This window comes from Flavobacterium arabinosi (genome assembly GCF_048158725.1).
GTDB classification, from domain to species: domain Bacteria; phylum Bacteroidota; class Bacteroidia; order Flavobacteriales; family Flavobacteriaceae; genus Flavobacterium; species Flavobacterium arabinosi.
In genome coordinates this window covers 22277-38032 of the sequence record NZ_JBLNKX010000006.1, presented here as the reverse complement: position 1 = coordinate 38032, position 15756 = coordinate 22277, and the positions used below count along the sequence as shown (strand labels likewise).

Below are 15756 nucleotides of genomic sequence, written 5' to 3'. Positions count from 1 at the left end.
CCTTTTTGGGCACAGGGCAATGCTTTACAAAAAGGGCTTGGGGGTATTTTGCAAGAAATCTCCTCAAATGTAATCTAAACAATTGATAGTGATGTGCTTTTATCAAAAAAAGAGGTACGAATTTTTAGAAAATCCATACAATAATTCTTGAAAAACTATACATAATGTGTTGTAAGGTCTAAATTCGACCTCTAGCTTTGCATTGAATTCAAAAGCAAAAATATTTGGCATCGTGCCAGATTAAAGTTCTGCTTACCCGGGTGAAATGGACTGACGAATAAAAGTACTCAGTAACATTTAACACATTTTAATCATGAAAAATATTTCATTATGCCTACTGATTTTATCATTACTAATTATTTCCTGTACCAGTGACACTATTGATACTGCAGACAGTAATGCAGACAATGGTACTGATAGTAAGGTTAATAGCAAGGAATCAGAAAAATCAGCACGTCTAGTAGAAAACTTGACCCCTGAAAACCCGGCAAACGTTTATGATCTTGCCGGTAAGTTGCACAATGACCTACTGGAGACTTATTTGGCAGGGAACTATCAGTACAGTACCATTGCGCAAATTAGCGAACAGGTTGAAGCTATTGCGGCTGCGAATAGCGATGTGGCGCATTTAAATTTAGAACGGAACCTGCCTGCTAATGTTGAAGAGATACAAGAGATTATAAATAATCCGGAAGCCAAACTGGACGAGGCCATTGCAAACTCGTCCATGACAACTGCGGCAAAAAGTTGTCTTTCCGGTTTCATGAACGCTGCTCTTTTATGGGAAAACGAAGCGTATGGAGTGATCTATCAATCCATAATTTCGTATGAATCTTCTGTGATGACCAATAGTAATTTTAGCGATGAAGATAAGAGAATAATCCTCACTACAAGCTCTATCGTTAGATACTCACTCTACTATGATACGAAGCCGCCTTATGATGAGGATTGGGAATCAAATGTTGGTAACCGCGTTGGAGGAGTTAGTGGTGCTATCGATAATTCATATACTGCGATTAGCAGATCACTTATAACAGGGATCATGATCAATAATCTTGCAGCGGACTGATGATGCATCGAATCCTACGGATTGAAAAGGAAATAATATACGTGTTTACCGTGTTTTTGATCCTCTTCAATCTAGTTAGCCTTTATTTCATCGTAGACTTATTGAGCTACAATGAAATAGTTGGTTATCTCACAAATGGCGAGATAAAAAGTGCTAGCCCACGGAATTTAGCATTGCTGTTTTTCGGAGCCACAGCTTCAAATTTATTATTTATTTCAGTTACATGGATGGCTAGATTCTATTCTAAGGATGCTATCAAGACCTTCGAACCGAAATAAGGAAAAATTCATCCATTCCGTTTGTAATTCTTAAAAAAGAGAGCGCTTTGATAAACAAAAATTCAAAATACAGTCCTTTAGGTTTGGAAGCCCACATCGATGAAATGCTGAGCTCTAAAATTTCATTCCATGAACTAGTTAGGGGAGACTGCTTTTCGATATTGATCGTAAACTCAGGTTCTTTACATATTGAAATAAAAGATGCAAAGATTTATCTGTCTGTAAATGAACTTATAGTGATTCCTACAAGGACTTCTTTTGAAATTTTGCACCTGAGCGATCAATTGCGAATTTCCGTAGTATCATTTCCCTCAGATTTTATGTTTAAAAATAGTATAAGGAGACCGCCCATCGGATATTTTGAATTTTTTATTACAAAAAAGCCCGCCAAGGTTTCTCTTAAAAATAAAGATGCAGTACTACTGATAGATTTGTTTAAATTGATAGATAGTAAAAGGAGAAGTTCAGAACAGCATGCTTTTAAAAATGAAGTATTACTTTTTAGTTTTAATCTGCTACTCTATGAGTTGGCAGGGCTATATAGCAGCTACTCTTGGCCCATTAAAATTAGGCACAGCAGAAAAGAAAAATTGGTCATACAGTTTTTTAGAATTTTAGAAATGAATTGCAAGACGCAACATAGCGTAAAGTTTTATGCGGATGCTTTATTAATTACGACAGGTCATCTTACTAAAACGGTTAAAGAAGTAACTGAAAAAACAACGAAGCAATTTATTGAAGAGGCCATTGTTCTTGAAGCAAAGATCTTACTTCAAGACAACGACTTGACCATTTTGGATATTATTGAAGCATTGCAATTTTGTAGTGCTTCATTTTTTAGCAATTTTTTTAAAAAATATACTTCCATGTCCCCATCGGAATATCGTTTAAGATTAAATAGTTATTGAAAAGTGTAAAATAGGTTTTGATAGGGTTAGCAATATTCTGGAGGTCTTGAAGAGGAGGGTGCGGTCGACAATCAGTCAATCGTACTATTTACTAAATAAAAGTAAGAAGCATGAATCAGACCTATCTTTTAGAATGGCTAGATTTACTGGTAACTTTCACCCTGAATCCTAGCAAAACGGATGTTACTAAAATAACAGCAGTCCAGTCAAAGACAATTATTGAAAAGACAAAAGAGCAAACACTATTTATTCAATCCCAATTCAAGATCAAGGTTTTTTCTCTTAGCAAGGAAAAGCAAATTAAGATTATCGTTGGGAACTATCATTCCTCCTTAATAATTTTCTTAGATAATGCTATCGAGAGAAGTCACACAGTTGAATTTGAGCGGTTTGATTTGAAGCAAGTTATAAATACGTTAATCACGTGTTTTGATGAGTTGTTATCTTTTATAGAAACTCGATTTTCAAATTATTTAAGTTTAGATATGCGGGTACCAGCGACCTATCTTCTTATATCGAAAAAAAAACTTAAACAGAGAATTGACAAGTTGAAAAACAGCTCCACTTCTGCTATAAATGGTCAAATGGCTACAGGGATACTTTTCGATAATTTGTATTCTTTTGTAAACTCCAAAAAAGATAGAAAGGTCACATTCCGACACGTGCTGTATAGGGAGCAATTAATCAAAGAATTACAATTACTAAAAATTCTGCAGAATGAAGACCAGACGAATTCCGCATTAGACGAGATTTTAATTTACATGAACTTTAATAGCAGAGCCTTTATAAACTATTTCACGCAGCGTGTTGCAGACAAAATAAATTGCTGTGAAAGTACCGCTGGAAAGATAGAAAGCCTTTTGTTTCATTTTAAAGAATTCAGTCAGATTCATTGTAAAGATGGGGTAATCCTAAACCCGCATCATCAAGATTTAAAAACAGTGCTAAACGAATGGTTTAAGCATGAAATGACCTATCTCGAGAAGCAGCAGCATTTTTCAGTTGTTCCTTTGCACAGTATGGATAAAAAACAGCATCAAACTATCACAACTGATAAGACCAACGAAAAAGTTTTATGTAAACTCTCAACAGACCAGACTGCGTTAATATTACGGGCCTCTGATGAATTAAAAATTCTTATTGCTAAATCAATGAACCATGTCTTTAAAACAATAGTCCCATTCTTATCGACCCCTAACAAAGCCGACCTTTCTTACGATTCCATGCGTAGTAAATCTTACGTTGCAGAAGAGAGAGATAAAGAATTGGCCATTAATGCGCTGGAGTGTATTATAAAGAAAATAAAATCGTATTAGTAAGGCTTACATTGGACATTAATTTATTCAATAATTCGCTCTCTATAAAATCAAAATGAGTGGTAATTATTGATCATCCAATTTATTCTAAAGTCTGTTTTCAAGATATCTTAAATTTTTTTTTCTCTTTTTTCTATTGATTTTACTAGGGGTCCAATGGGTACAATAAGCCTGTAATAAATAGTTGGACTTGTAGGGATTTGTAAGCTATCGTTTCTTTACCCTGTGATGATAAACATCCGGATTTGGGATACGTTTCAATTGTCCGTGATGAAAGAACTAATGTAGAACGATAAAAATGAAGCGCGTATGTTTACAAACATTTCATGGGGCAATTATACAGTTGTAGTTGTCCTGCTATTGGCAAGTTGGTATTTATTTGTTGGATTGCGATTTTACTTTGCAGAGATTAAAGGCATCGTAACCGGAAAACGGAAACTTCAATTCCGTGGGGCTAGAGGGGAATTCGATGCAGCATCAGATCCTGATTTAAGGTATCTGGATTTTGAAATTAATACAGAGGAATCGGAATCTGCTGCATCGGATACTATCTTCCAAGAAGTAGATGGGCTGGTGAAACAATTAAAAAATGTGATTAGCGATGCAATCCAAAGAAAGCTGATTAAACAGGAATTCGAAGATGATATGCGATTAGCTCTCGCAGCATATCCATTGTTAAGGGACTCTCCTTACCGCTCCTCGGTAGATGAATTGATTGTTACTGAATGCGAAAGACAGGGAGCTGTACTGTTGACTCAACAGGAAGTAAGAGCCTTATGGAATGAAAAAATCTAATACAACATTGCGGAGGAAATGCCCCTGTCCGTCTCATGCGGTATGGTTCTATGTGACAGGAAAGAGAATTGAGACAGTGGCGAAACCTTCGCTTTTTTTATCTAATTATTTGAATTTTAAAATAAGGTGTTATGAAAAAGTGTCCCTTGAATATTAGAAAATTTACCCAACAAAAAATCGGTGTTGCCATTACCGCTCTGGTAGTGCTGAGCGTTAGTTACCAGGTCTATGCCCAAGACGGCGTTGCAGGAATTAATGAGGCCAATCAACTGGTGCGAAGCTACTTTGATGCAGGGACCGAACTAATGTATGCTGTTGGTGCCATATTGGGATTGATAGGTGCGGTCAAGGTATATCAAAAATGGAATGCGGGTGATCCTGATACCGGAAAAGTGGCTGCCGCCTGGTTTGGAAGCTGCGTTTTTCTGGTTGTTGTGGCAACTGTAATTCAATCCTTCTTCGGGATTTAGCTTTAGAACAAAGAATTCTTAAAAATATTCTAATGAACAACAGCGTCTATCAAATCAATAAAGGCATTAATCAAAGTATTCAGTTCAAGGGTCTCAAGGCGCAGTATATTTGGTATTTAGGTGGTGGAATTGTACTGCTTATGATTCTTTTTTCTGCTATGTACATTGTTGGTCTGCCATCACTGGTCTGCGTCGGTATCATCGGTGGTTCAGGAACGCTATTGGTTCTTAAAATTTATAAAATGAGTCATAAATACGGCGAGCATGGTATGATGAAAGCATTAGCCAAAAGACAGGTGCCTACGGCTGTCAGGACGCAAAGCAGGAAAATTTTCAAAATGGAAAAATAGCATTGGTTCAAAAATTAGAAACAGGTAAATAGAGTGAAAGATGGAAAAGAGAATGGATGATATTTTACCGATTATGGATGTGGAACATGACTGTATCTTGTCCAAACAGGGCGATGTGACCGTGGTATTCAAGGCAGAGTTACCAGAGATTTTTACCTTGTCAGACCAGGAGTATGAAGCATTCCACCAGACGTGGCTTAAGGCAATAAAGTTACTGCCAAAGTTTAGCGTGTTCCATAAACAAGACTGGTTTATTGATAGCAAGTTTCAGGCTGATTTCACCAATGAGGACACCAGTTTCCTTACACGCAGTAGTGAGCGTTTTTTTAACGAGCGTCCTTTTCTGGATCATTTGTGCTATATTTTACTGACCAAAAAACCGGCAGGCAGGAAAACATCCAGTTCCTTGTTTTCTAATTTACTCCGGAGTTCAATAGTTCCCGAAGAAACATTAAAGGCACAGCTGCGTCAGGAATTTATAGATAGTACGGGGCAGTTCAGGCGAATATTGGAAGACAGTGGTTTTGTGAAATTAACGAGGCTTGGTGATGACGAGCTCAGAAGCCATAGCAGAAAGATTGGGATTATAGAACGGTATTGTTTTCTTTCTGAAAAAGAAGACTCTTTTATTTTTAAAGATATCACTTTCAACGACGGTTTGCAGGTAGGAGATAAACATTGTCAAATTTATACCCTGGGTGATGCAGCCGATCTGCCTGCGCTTTGCGGTTCCAGGATCAACTATGACCGGTACTCCACCGACAAGACCAAATTTAGCATAGGCTTTGCATCCACACTAGGACAACTGCTTTCCTGCAGTCATATTTATAACCAGTATATTTTCGTAGAGGATGCTCAAAAAACGTTGCAAAAGCTAGAAAGTAAAAGATTACGATTGCAATCCTTATCGGCCTATAGCAGAGAGAATCTAATTGCGCGTGATGCTACCAATGACTTTCTGAACGAAGCGATTAGCCAGCAACGCTTACCAGTAAAGGCCCATTTTAATGTATTGGCGTGGACAGAAGATAAGGAAGAACTAAAAGATATAAAAAATAGGGTTTCTTCGGCACTGGCACAAATGGATGCCGCTGCCGAGCAGGAAACCGTTGGAGCTGCCCAAATTTTTTGGGCTGGTATTCCCGGTAATGCCGCCGACTTCCCGATGAATGACACCTTTGACACGTTTGCCGAACAAGCGGTCTGTTTCCTGAATATGGAAACGGGCTACCGTTCATCGCTAAGCCCCGTTGGGATACGTTTGGGGGACCGTTTGACGGGTAAACCCGTGCATGTGGATATCAGTGATGAGCCGATACAAATGGGAATATGTACCAATCGAAATAAGTTTATACTCGGACCCTCCGGAAGTGGTAAATCCTTTTTTACCAACCACATGGTGAGAAGCTATTATGAACAAGGAACTCATATTGTACTCGTGGATGTGGGACATAGTTACAAAGGACTGTGTGATATGGTGGGTGGGTATTATTTTACTTATGATGAAAAAAATCCCATCCGTTTCAATCCCTTCTATATCAGCGAAGGGGATAGCCTGGATACGGAAAAAAAGGAAAGTATAAAAACCTTACTGTTGGCGCTGTGGAAAAAAGATACTGAAACCTTTAACCGAAGTGAGTATGTCGCATTGTCAAATGCACTACAGCTCTACTATGAAAAACTCGAAGCAAACAAAGAGCTGTTCCCTTGTTTTGACAGTTTTTATGATTTCCTAAAAGGGGATTTTGTCAAGGTGTTAGAAGGGGATAAGGTAAAGGAAAAGGATTTTGATATCAATAATTTTATGTATGTATTGCGCCCCTATTATAAAGGAGGCGAATTTGACTACCTGCTTAATGCCACGGAAAATCTTGAATTATTAAGTGAACGATTTATTGTGTTTGAGTTGGATAATATCAAAGATCATCCGATACTTTTTCCGGTGGTGACGATCATCATTATGGAGGTCTTCATCAGTAAAATGCGTAAGCTCAAAGGAGTCCGTAAAATGATATTAATAGAGGAAGCTTGGAAGGCTATTGCTAAGGAAGGTATGGCGGAATATATAAAGTACTTGTTTAAGACAGTAAGAAAATTTTTTGGGGAGGCAATAGTGGTCACACAAGAGGTAGAGGATATTATTTCATCTCCTGTGGTGAAGCAAGCCATCATCAATAATAGCGATTGTAAAATATTGCTGGACCAGAGCAAATACCAAAATAAATTCGACCAGATTCAGGAATTGCTGGGACTTACGGAAAAGGAAAAAGCTTTGGTGCTTTCGGTGAATAAAGCCAATGACCCTGATAAAAAATACAAGGAAGTATTTATCTCCTTGGGAGGAATGCTATCTAAAGTGTATCGTACCGAAGTATCCCTCGAAGAATATTTGGCCTATACTACAGAAGAAACAGAAAAAGTAAAAGTGCAGGCCTATGCTAAGAAATTTGACGGTGACATCAAAAAAGGGATAGCGGCACTGGCTAATGATTTGCGCGCGCAAACTTGAGGATGAAAACACTGCAGCATAAATAAAAAATGGAAACTAAACTAACGAATTATGAAAGCAAAGAAAAAAATCATAGTCAGCTTACTGTGCTTGTTGCTCCTAAGCACTCCTGCAAGACCGGCAGCAGCCGTTGCTGCTTTTCCAATAATTGGATTGATTAAAGAGGCAGTAAAAAGAGTGATACTAGCTATTGATCTGCGGATCCAAAGGCTGCAAAACAAAACGATATGGTTGCAGAATGCCCAGAAGAAATTAGAAAATACGCTCTCCAAATTAAAACTGGATGAGATCTCCAATTGGACACAGAAACAAAAAGATTTGTATAAAAATTATTATGATGAACTGATGAAGGTCAAATCCATCATTACCTATTACCAGCGTATCAGGGACATCACTCAAAAGCAGGTGCGGCTTGTGAAAGATTATGAAAGGGCCTGGAAGCTGTTTCAGCAGGACGATCATTTTAATGCGACCGAATTAGACTATATGCAAAAAGTATACTCCGGTATATTAAATGAAAGCATGAAAAATATCGACCAGATCTTTTTAGTTCTGGATTCTTTTACCATACAGATGAGCGATGCCAAAAGGCTTGAAATCATCGATGCCGCAGCGGACAAGATTGATGCCAACTATGATGACCTTTCACTGTTCAACAGGCAGAACATCCTATTAAGCCTTCAAAGAGCGAAAACGAAAAACGATGTGAATGCAGTAAAGCAATTTTACGGAATTCCCAATTAAAAAACTAACGTCATGAAAAAAATAGTGCTATTGCTGCTATTTGCAGGATTTTTAAATGGAAACAGTTACGCACAGGCAAAACAAAGAGAAGTACTCCTGAAACAAATTGCAGCGTTTAAAGTGTATATCGATTACGCGCAAAAAGGATATTCCGTCGCTCAGAAAGGACTGAGTGCAATAGGTTATTTTAAACGGGGGGAATTTAATCTTCATGCGGATTATTTTAATTCACTAAAAAAGATTAATCCGAAAATAAAAAGCTATACCAGAGTGGCTGAAATTGTATCACTTCAAGTAAAGGTTTTGAAAAATTACAGCCGCACCATAAAGCAAATCCGTCAAAATGATTTGTTTCACGGCGACGAAATAGCTTATATCAAAAGAGTATTGGGACGGCTGATTGAAAATTGTGATCGCACTTTAGAGGAGTTAATTTTAATAGTAACAGAAGGAAAGCTTGAAATGAAAGATGACGAGCGAATAAAGAGAATTGATACGTTGTATCAAAATATGCTGGAGAGTTATACTTTTTTCGAGGATTTCAGCAATCAAGCCAGACTGATGTCCATGTCAAGAGGCAAGGAGGCTACGGATGTTAAAACCAGCCGTGCGTTGCAGGGCTTTAATAATAATTTACCATGAAGAGGCTACTGATTTTAGGAATCATTCTTATGGCGATGTTATTCCCATCCAGAGTTTCTGGGCAATCACAGGAAATACAGCAGTTGCTATTGAATATCGAAAAGCTGGCGCAGTTCAAGCAGATTCTGAAAGATATGAAAAAGGGGTATGAAATTCTTAATGGAGGATACAACACCGTTAAAAAACTATCCCAAGGAAATTTTAATATTCATGAAACATTCCTGGACGCGCTGATGCAGGTAAGCCCGACGGTTCGAAATTACAGAAGGGTTGGTGATATTATCCAGTATCAGCTGCTTTTGGTAAAGGAATACAAGACCGCATTTAACCGCTTTAGGAAGAGTGGCAATTTCAATGCGGACGAAATTGGCTATCTCGAAAAGGTGTATGCCAAACTGTTTAAGCAGAGCTTAAGGAATCTGGACGAGTTAACCACCGTGGTTTCTGCCAATAAATTGCGAATGTCTGATGAAGAAAGACTGGCAGCCATTGACAAGGTCTATGCTGATATGCAAGATAAGCTCTTGTTTCTACGAAGTTTTAATAACAATACGTCAGTATTGGCAATTCAGCGAACAAAAGAACGCAATGATGTACAGGGAATGCGTAGCAGCTACAAAGTAAATAACTAAATACGTAATGACATGATAAAAAGAAGCAAGGCTGCATTATTTGCAGCCGCGGGGATGGTATTGCCTATTGCGAGCCATGCACAGGGCTTGGCGAATGATATGAACAGTCTGCATGGTGTGCTGGACCAATTATATGACGAGATGATGCCTTTATGCAATAATCTCTTGGGAGTTGGACAAGGAATCGCAGGATTTGGAGCTATCTGGTATATTGCCTCCAGGGTTTGGAGACATATTGCTAACGCTGAACCGATCGATTTTTATCCGCTTTTCCGTCCCTTTGTGATTGGATTCTGCATTATGATTTTCCCTTCGGTGTTGGATATGATCAATGGCGTTATGAAGCCTACTGTTACAGCAACCGCTTCGATGGTTGAAGGTTCCAACAAAGCTATTGCACTACTGCTTCAAAAAAAGGAAGAAGCAATCAAAACAACGGATGCGTGGCAGATGTATGTTGGTGAAGATGGAAGCGGAGATCGGGACAGATGGTACAAGTACACGCATGATGATGCCAACCCTTCTGATGAGGGCACCTTTGAAGGAATAGGCAATGATGTAAAGTTTGCGATGTCCAAGGCTTCATTCAATTTTCGCAATTCCGTTAAGGAATGGATGAGTGAAGTAGTAATGGTTCTTTTTGAAGCGGCCGCACTTTGTATCGATACACTTAGAACCTTTCAGCTTGTAGTGCTGTCTATTTTGGGACCACTGGTTTTCGGCATATCAGTTTTCGATGGTTTCCAACATACATTGACAGTGTGGCTGGCCCGCTATATTAATATCTATCTATGGCTTCCGGTGGCCAATATTTTTGGCAGTATCATCGGAAAGATCCAGGAAAAGATGCTACAATTGGATATCGGACAGGTCAATGATTATGGGGATACTTTTTTTAGCAGAACCGATATGGCTTATCTCGTGTTTATGATTATTGGAATCGTGGGTTATTTCACTGTGCCCTCAGTCGCTAATTATATCGTGCATGCAGGTGGTGGTGGGGCTTTAGGTCAAAAAGTGACCAGTATTTTCAGTAACACTACAACTTCAGCTGTTAATACAACGATCGCTGGTGCGGGGATGGTAGGGGACGCTATGGGTAATGCTGCTGGACGTATGTCACAAACCATGTCTGGATCAGGTAGTTCCGCTCCTTACTTCAAAGACAAGGAGAGTTATATGGGAGATAAATTAAAAGGGAATTCTTAACGGCTAAAAAAACGCATTATGTTTAGCAAAATGAAAAATATTGACACGGCCTTTCGGCACGTTCGCGGCTTTACGATGTTGGTGGTAGGGGGAAGTATTGTCATGAGCTGTTTTGCCCTTTACAAAAGTTTCAGTCTGGTATCACAAATGCAGGCTAAGGTCTATATACTGGCTAATGGTAAAGCATTAGAAGCGTATGCTTCGGACAGAAAAGACAATATACCGGTCGAGGCAAGGGATCATGTGATGACCTTTCACAAGTTATTCTTTACCCTCGATCCGGATGATAAAGTGATAAAGACTAATGTAACCAAGGCACTTTATCTGGCTGACGAGCGTGCCAAACGAATTTATGATGATTTGAAAGAGAACGGGTATTATGCCGCTATAATTTCAGGAAACATCAGCCAGACCATACAAGTGGATAGCGTTACAGTTGATATCAATACCTATCCGTATCCTTTTCGATGTTATGCCACTCAAAATATTATCAGAACGACCAGTATGACGCACCGCAGTTTGATAACAGAAGGAAATCTTCGCAATGTTTCCCGCAGTGACAATAATCCGCATGGCTTTTTAGTCGAGCGATGGAATACTATCGAGAATCGGGATTTAAGTACCGAAAACCGAAAATAATTAACGCTGCTGATTATGCTATTTACATGTAAAAGAAACAATAAAAAAGATTCCGTTACTGATCGCTTTAAGGGGAATCTGCTACAGGAATTTGATGACGCCAGTCTTCGGCTGCAATATAAGTGCGCGCACTGGCTGGAACGCAAAACAGCGCATTTGTCAGGTAAAAGTTGGATCGTGATTCTAATCAGTTTCACCCTGTTTACGAGTAGTTACTGTATTTACAGGATTGTTGCCGGTTTTTCGCAAGCCACAACAAGTAGTATAACTATTACACCAATTACGAAACCAACAAATATTCTGCAAATGAGAAAACAAATGATCGACAGTAACCTTTCTATTAGTAAAATCGAATTGGAGAGCATTGTTCACTTTCGCCAGTACATCGATAGTTTGGGTCGCAGCCCGACAGGGAAAAAGTTATACGACAGTATCATGCAATGCCGTCCTGGATTGCTGGACAGTCTTTCAATAGTAGAAAATCAGTATCACTCACAATTTAAAAATTAAGATCATGGAAAAAAAAATGAAATCACCAAAAATGCTAAAACAACGCAAGCTATTTTTAGTAATGCCGCTATTGGTACTGCCATTTGTCACTATTCTGTTTTGGGGATTGGGCGGTGGGAAAATGGAAGCTGCGAATGGGTCGTTAGTTGATAAAGAAGGATTTAATATAAAGCTTCCTGATGCAAAGCTAAAGGAAGATGTTGATTTGGATAAAATGAGTTACTATGAACAGGCAGCACTTGACTCTACAAAGCTAGAGGAACTCATCAGGAAGGACCCAAACTATCTTGGTCCTGCTTTTCCGGGAGATTCAATAGAAGCTATTAATGGCACTTCTTACAATCGCAGCAGTTCAAGAAAAGGGAGTACTGGCTTAAATACGGCTATGTATCGTGATCCAAACGAAGAAAAGATTCATGAAAAGCTGGAGGCACTACAAAGAGCCATAAATTCCCCTGTCACTCCAACGCAAAGCCCCGATTTTAATAACGATGCAAAAGGAAGTACAAGCGCAATGCATTCCGAGGATGTTGACAAATTAGAAGAAATGATGGAGTCTATGAACGGTCAGAACAATGAGCAGGATCCTGAATTGAAACAGCTTAGCGGGATGCTTGAAAGCATATTGGATATTCAACATCCTGATAGGGTACAGGAAAAATTGAAAAAGGTTTCCCAGGCGCAGCGAGGGCAGGTATTTGCCATCACGACTCAAACAAAGGAAGATAATATTTCTTTGTTGCAAATTACGCCAACAAATCCTGTTGACAGGCAATCCAAAGGCAATGGCTTTTATTCATTAGAGGATCCTGTAAGTGCAAACGATGATCAAAATGCAGTAGCTGCAGTGATTCATGAAACACAGACGATTGTAAATGGTTCGACAGTGAAACTAAGGCTTACCAATGCTGTTTTTATTAATGGGATTGAAATTCCAAAGAATAATTTCTTATTTGGAATCGCTTCCTTAAAAGGGGAAAGACTAATCATCAAGATAAATAGCCTGCGATATGACAATTCCTTATTCCCAGTTGATCTATCGGTTTATGATATGGACGGACTCAGCGGAATCTATATTCCTGGAGCAATTAACCGGGATGTTGCCAAGGAATCTGGAGACCGCTCCATGCAGACGCTGGGCGTTGCAACTCTTGATGATTCTTGGGGATCACAGGTAGCTGGAGTAGGACTTGAGGCAGCTAAGACGCTGCTCAGTAAAAAAGTGAAGCTTGTTAAAGTGGTGGTGAAGGCAGGCTATCAGGTATTGCTTCGCGATGAAAAGCAAAAACAAAAGGATTCTAATTAAAAACTAAATATTACTAGCTATGAAAAACTTCAATGTATTGGTTATGGTGTATTCAATACTCTTTACCATCGGTGCATTTGCACAGGGAACAAGTAAAAACCGCCTAACGAAAATTGAATCGGATTCTTTGGAGATTGGGTATTCAAAAACAACAACTATTGTATTTCCATATGCCATTAAAAGTGTAGATAAGGGCAGTCAGGATATACTCGTCCAGAAAGCCAAAGGACTTGAAAATATATTACAACTTAAGGCAGCACAGCAAGGGTTTGTTCAAACCAATCTTACGGTGGTTACTGCTGATGGCAAACTGTATTCCTTTGTTCTTAATTATGATGAGCAATCACCCCAATTGAATCTCTCCCTGAATGAGACAAAGCAGGAAGGACAGGAAATTTATTTTTCATCCGAAAGCAGGAACGAGCAGGAGCTAGAGGAATATTCCAAATTAGCGTTTTATGACAAGGGAAAGATACGCGGAGAAAAGGAAAATAAGTACGGTATCAAATTTCAGTTAAATGGAATTTTTATCCAAAATGATGTGATGTATTACAGGATATTGGTTGCAAACAACTCTACAATAAAGTATGATGTTGACCAGCTCCGCTTTTTTATTCGCGACAATAAAAAAGTAAAACGCACCGCTTCACAGGAAATTGAAATTATACCGGTACATATTCTCAATAATGTAACGAAAATTGATGAAGAATCAGAAAACACCTTTGTGTTCGCCCTTCCAAAATTCACGATTCCTGAGCAGAAATACCTTGCCATACAGCTCATGGAAAAGAATGGTGGTAGACATATGGAATTACAGATGCAGGACAAAAAGCTTTCAATGGTTACTGTTTTGCCCAAACTATAATTATTAATCATTTAAATTAAATAGTCATGAACGAGAAAAATTTTGAATACCTGCGCGATCAGGTAAAGTACACCGGTTTCGGTGAAGGATTAGAAAGTGAATTAAAGGATAAAATGCAACAGCAGACTCCAGGATTCACATTGAATCATGAGGCCTACTATGGGGAAGATGTTGCAAGGGTTTCCTTGAATTTTAAGAAGTCGGGGGAAAGTGATATGTATTTTTTTAATTCCTATAAAGTGGAATTGCAAAAAGACAATTCTAAGGAATCATTGGATCAGACATTTTATATCAATAAAGGAAGCAATATTACCATGAAGGAAGCCTATAATCTAATGGAAGGGAGATCTGTAAACAAAGACCTTACCAATAAAGAAGGAGAAGTCTACAATGCCTGGGTGCAGATGGATTTTAAACAAGCCGATACTAACGGAAACTTTAAACTAAACCAGTACCATCAAAATTATGGTTATGATCTGGAAGCGGCGCTTTCCAAACATCCAATCAAGGAATTGGAAAATGCTAAATTTAAAGATGATTTGATGGATTCCTTGAAAAAAGGAAACCTGCAGTCTGCTACTTTCTTAAAAGATGGCAATGAAATGAAGCAGTCTATTGAGGCTAATCCACAATTCAAAACAATCAATGTGTACGATAGCAATATGAAACGTATTGACAACCGCCAGTCTAAAGAGGAGAAGCAGTCTGAGGGAGAAACTAAGTCAATTAAACAGGACAGTAAAAGACAAAGTCCGAGTGCTGATGAAGATGGACCTGCAGTCCCGCAAGAAGAAAAAAAGAGAAAAAAAAAGCAATCTAATTCAATTTAGTTTGTGATGGAAACGTTAAAACCCTTATCCGATTTCTTTAAAGCAATTGAGAATGATTACCGAATTAGCATTACGCATATTGGTATTTATGTAGCGCTATTGCAGTTTAGAGTGGATAAGGGTTTTATTAATCCAATACAAGCGTACCGATATGAAATTATGGATATTGCCAAAATTTCTTCACCTAAAACATATTATAAATGTATGGGAGATTTAAACGAGTATGGTTATATTAAGTATGAGTCGACTCGTAAGCGAAACCAGGGGAGCACCATTTATTTCGTCGATCAGTAAATTATAACTGATCTTCCTATTCTTTCTAAATAGTAGCATTATGAAACAGTTTACTTTTGATGACTTGCCGAATATTATTGGGAAATTGTTTGTTAAGCTCGACAAGATTGAAAAGCTTCTCAAAGCAAGAAAAATCAGTGATGCAGATAAAAATGAAGAGCTGATGACAATTGAAGGCGCCGCTGAACTTTTAAAATTATCAGTGGCCACTATTTATACCAAAGTTTGTAAAAATGAAATACCAGTCAACAAGCAAGGCAAGCGGCTTTATTTTTACAGGACAGAATTACTGGATTGGATCAAATCGGGACGTATTAAAACTATCACAGAAATACAACAAGAAGTGGAACTGAAATTCAGCTCCACTAAATATAAGTAGCAAGGGTAAGA

Annotated in this window: 18 protein-coding genes; all 18 read left to right on the top strand. The window is 38.4% G+C overall.

The features are described from left to right. The first annotated feature begins 313 nt into the window (after positions 1-313). Positions 314-1069, top strand: a complete 756-nt coding sequence (locus ACM55K_RS12820; RefSeq protein WP_416850660.1) for a hypothetical protein — start codon at positions 314-316, stop codon at positions 1067-1069. A gap of 325 nt (positions 1070-1394) precedes the next feature. Further along, a complete protein-coding gene (locus tag ACM55K_RS12815) occupies positions 1395-2255 on the top strand; it encodes a helix-turn-helix domain-containing protein (protein WP_416850659.1) in 861 nt (286 codons plus the stop codon). A gap of 110 nt (positions 2256-2365) precedes the next feature. Continuing rightward, positions 2366-3571, top strand: a complete 1206-nt coding sequence (locus ACM55K_RS12810) for a hypothetical protein (RefSeq protein ID WP_416850658.1) — start codon at positions 2366-2368, stop codon at positions 3569-3571. A gap of 309 nt (positions 3572-3880) precedes the next feature. After that, positions 3881-4366 (top strand): hypothetical protein, encoded by a 486-nt coding sequence (locus tag ACM55K_RS12805; RefSeq protein ID WP_416850657.1) that lies wholly within the window; start codon positions 3881-3883, stop codon positions 4364-4366. A gap of 131 nt (positions 4367-4497) precedes the next feature. Next, the gene (locus ACM55K_RS12800) at positions 4498-4836 is read left to right on the top strand and encodes a DUF4134 domain-containing protein (RefSeq protein ID WP_465245427.1); all 339 of its coding nucleotides are present in this window, start codon (positions 4498-4500) and stop codon (positions 4834-4836) included. Positions 4837-4868: 32 nt separating this feature from the next. After that, complete coding sequence (locus tag ACM55K_RS12795; protein ID WP_416850655.1) at positions 4869-5186, top strand: DUF4133 domain-containing protein; 318 nt, start codon at positions 4869-4871, stop codon at positions 5184-5186. A 40-nt stretch (positions 5187-5226) separates the two neighbouring features. Beyond that, a complete protein-coding gene (locus tag ACM55K_RS12790) occupies positions 5227-7695 on the top strand; it encodes a TraG family conjugative transposon ATPase (RefSeq protein ID WP_416850654.1) in 2469 nt (822 codons plus the stop codon). 51 nt (positions 7696-7746) lie between these two features. Then, positions 7747-8439 carry a conjugal transfer protein TraI gene (locus tag ACM55K_RS12785; protein ID WP_416850653.1) on the top strand — a complete coding sequence of 231 codons (693 nt, stop codon included), beginning with the start codon at positions 7747-7749 and terminating at the stop codon, positions 8437-8439. Between the two features lie 12 nt (positions 8440-8451). Beyond that, a complete protein-coding gene (locus ACM55K_RS12780; RefSeq protein WP_416850652.1) occupies positions 8452-9081 on the top strand; it encodes a hypothetical protein in 630 nt (209 codons plus the stop codon). After that, positions 9078-9713: a TerB family tellurite resistance protein gene (locus ACM55K_RS12775; protein ID WP_416850651.1), complete on the top strand. Its 636-nt coding sequence runs from the start codon at positions 9078-9080 to the stop codon at positions 9711-9713. Before ACM55K_RS12780 ends, ACM55K_RS12775 begins: the two co-directional genes overlap by 4 nt. A gap of 12 nt (positions 9714-9725) precedes the next feature. Further along, positions 9726-10922 (top strand): conjugative transposon protein TraJ, encoded by a 1197-nt coding sequence (gene traJ, locus ACM55K_RS12770; RefSeq protein WP_416850650.1) that lies wholly within the window; start codon positions 9726-9728, stop codon positions 10920-10922. A gap of 18 nt (positions 10923-10940) precedes the next feature. Then, complete coding sequence (gene traK, locus ACM55K_RS12765) at positions 10941-11561, top strand: conjugative transposon protein TraK (RefSeq protein WP_416850649.1); 621 nt, start codon at positions 10941-10943, stop codon at positions 11559-11561. A 15-nt stretch (positions 11562-11576) separates the two neighbouring features. After that, positions 11577-12071, top strand: a complete 495-nt coding sequence (locus ACM55K_RS12760) for a hypothetical protein (RefSeq protein ID WP_416850648.1) — start codon at positions 11577-11579, stop codon at positions 12069-12071. A 4-nt stretch (positions 12072-12075) separates the two neighbouring features. Continuing rightward, the gene (traM, locus tag ACM55K_RS12755) at positions 12076-13377 is read left to right on the top strand and encodes a conjugative transposon protein TraM (RefSeq protein ID WP_416850647.1); all 1302 of its coding nucleotides are present in this window, start codon (positions 12076-12078) and stop codon (positions 13375-13377) included. Between the two features lie 19 nt (positions 13378-13396). Then, positions 13397-14242 carry a conjugative transposon protein TraN gene (gene traN, locus ACM55K_RS12750; protein WP_416850646.1) on the top strand — a complete coding sequence of 282 codons (846 nt, stop codon included), beginning with the start codon at positions 13397-13399 and terminating at the stop codon, positions 14240-14242. Between the two features lie 26 nt (positions 14243-14268). Then, positions 14269-15072, top strand: coding sequence for a hypothetical protein (locus ACM55K_RS12745; RefSeq protein WP_416850645.1), 804 nt, complete (start codon positions 14269-14271; stop codon positions 15070-15072). A gap of 6 nt (positions 15073-15078) precedes the next feature. Next, the gene (locus tag ACM55K_RS12740; RefSeq protein WP_416850644.1) at positions 15079-15366 is read left to right on the top strand and encodes a hypothetical protein; all 288 of its coding nucleotides are present in this window, start codon (positions 15079-15081) and stop codon (positions 15364-15366) included. A 40-nt stretch (positions 15367-15406) separates the two neighbouring features. Then, positions 15407-15745 (top strand): helix-turn-helix domain-containing protein, encoded by a 339-nt coding sequence (locus tag ACM55K_RS12735; RefSeq protein WP_416850642.1) that lies wholly within the window; start codon positions 15407-15409, stop codon positions 15743-15745. The last annotated feature ends 11 nt before the right edge of the window (positions 15746-15756 follow it).

Coding starts and splice junctions, on each gene's coding strand:
- ACM55K_RS12820 (WP_416850660.1), top strand. CDS start 314: ATGAAAAATATTTCATTATGCCTACTGATTTTATCATTACTAATTATT.
- ACM55K_RS12810 (WP_416850658.1), top strand. CDS start 2,366: ATGAATCAGACCTATCTTTTAGAATGGCTAGATTTACTGGTAACTTTC.
- ACM55K_RS12805 (WP_416850657.1), top strand. CDS start 3,881: ATGTTTACAAACATTTCATGGGGCAATTATACAGTTGTAGTTGTCCTG.
- ACM55K_RS12800 (WP_465245427.1), top strand. CDS start 4,498: ATGAAAAAGTGTCCCTTGAATATTAGAAAATTTACCCAACAAAAAATC.
- ACM55K_RS12795 (WP_416850655.1), top strand. CDS start 4,869: ATGAACAACAGCGTCTATCAAATCAATAAAGGCATTAATCAAAGTATT.
- ACM55K_RS12790 (WP_416850654.1), top strand. CDS start 5,227: ATGGAAAAGAGAATGGATGATATTTTACCGATTATGGATGTGGAACAT.
- ACM55K_RS12785 (WP_416850653.1), top strand. CDS start 7,747: ATGAAAGCAAAGAAAAAAATCATAGTCAGCTTACTGTGCTTGTTGCTC.
- ACM55K_RS12780 (WP_416850652.1), top strand. CDS start 8,452: ATGAAAAAAATAGTGCTATTGCTGCTATTTGCAGGATTTTTAAATGGA.
- ACM55K_RS12775 (WP_416850651.1), top strand. CDS start 9,078: ATGAAGAGGCTACTGATTTTAGGAATCATTCTTATGGCGATGTTATTC.
- traJ (WP_416850650.1), top strand. CDS start 9,726: ATGATAAAAAGAAGCAAGGCTGCATTATTTGCAGCCGCGGGGATGGTA.
- traK (WP_416850649.1), top strand. CDS start 10,941: ATGTTTAGCAAAATGAAAAATATTGACACGGCCTTTCGGCACGTTCGC.
- ACM55K_RS12760 (WP_416850648.1), top strand. CDS start 11,577: ATGCTATTTACATGTAAAAGAAACAATAAAAAAGATTCCGTTACTGAT.
- traM (WP_416850647.1), top strand. CDS start 12,076: ATGGAAAAAAAAATGAAATCACCAAAAATGCTAAAACAACGCAAGCTA.
- traN (WP_416850646.1), top strand. CDS start 13,397: ATGAAAAACTTCAATGTATTGGTTATGGTGTATTCAATACTCTTTACC.
- ACM55K_RS12745 (WP_416850645.1), top strand. CDS start 14,269: ATGAACGAGAAAAATTTTGAATACCTGCGCGATCAGGTAAAGTACACC.
- ACM55K_RS12740 (WP_416850644.1), top strand. CDS start 15,079: ATGGAAACGTTAAAACCCTTATCCGATTTCTTTAAAGCAATTGAGAAT.
- ACM55K_RS12735 (WP_416850642.1), top strand. CDS start 15,407: ATGAAACAGTTTACTTTTGATGACTTGCCGAATATTATTGGGAAATTG.